The sequence below is a fragment of the Bacillus sp. Xin1 genome (assembly GCF_013314535.1).
GTDB lineage: Bacteria > Bacillota > Bacilli > Bacillales > Bacillaceae_G > Bacillus_A.
Genome location: NZ_JABUAE010000144.1, coordinates 1 through 960 on the forward strand (window position 1 = coordinate 1; position 960 = coordinate 960).

Here is a 960-nt window from a genome sequence, read left to right on the forward strand (position 1 = left end):
CGAATTTTACGTTAACTAGCTTCTGTTGTAGAAGCTAGTTTTTTCTCTTCTTGCATAGTAAAAGAGCCACAATCTCAGCCATTGGGGATTGTGGCTCTTTTACTATCTTAGTTGTTTATTATGAATTTTTTTTCAAAATAAGCTCAACTTCTTCTATACTTAATTTACTTGCTTTTGCAATCGTTTCTATTGGTACACCAAGCTCATGCATACCTTTAATCATTTGTATTTTCCCTTGCTGAACCCCTTCTTGAATACCTTCTTTTTTCCCTTCATTACGAGCATGAGCGAACTTTGCGGCCTCATCCATGAGAGCTTTTTCCCTTGCTTCGTACGCTTGTCGGAAAGAAGAATCTTGACTCATACGTTCCCATTTATTCATCGCTTTTTGTAAAATAGGGTCTTGGTTCATCGCAATATCCTCCAATGTTTGGGTTAATTGTTCATCTTCATTCGCTGGAAGTAATAATAACCAACGAACAAATGAATCTTCCCAGGGATTTACTTGTTCATTCCGCCACTGTTGCATGAGTTTTGGAATCTCCACAATATGAACTTCAATATCATCACTTAATTTCTTTTGTTGCTGTTGATTCCATAGGATTCCTGTTGTGTGGAATGCCTCGTATTCAGGAAACATAACGAAATTTAACAAATTTATTGTAATTGTTTTGTGAAGAGAACTATATGGCATCCCCTTTTGTAGTTGGGATGTATATAGTCTTCCCCAGTAATATAAACTTCTCTTAATCATGTCATGATTGTTATTCAACTGTATTTCCACATTTACCTTTGTGCCTGTATCTAATGTAGGGGAAATATCTAAAATCGATAATTTATCCTCTTCATGTTCTCGATGCAAGTGTGGGTCTTCTAATTGTAAAGAAACAATAGGTGATTCTAAAGAACCTTGCAACATAGCATTTAAAAAAGCAATTAAAATATCTTCATTTCCACTTG

The 960-nt window shown here is 35.2% G+C and carries 1 protein-coding gene; it reads right to left on the minus strand.

Translation table 11 applies throughout. The features are described from left to right. Positions 1-118: 118 nt before the first annotated feature. Positions 119-960 (minus strand): Rpn family recombination-promoting nuclease/putative transposase (locus HRG09_RS28140; protein WP_174104077.1); only part of this gene is annotated, 842 nt, incomplete at its 5' end.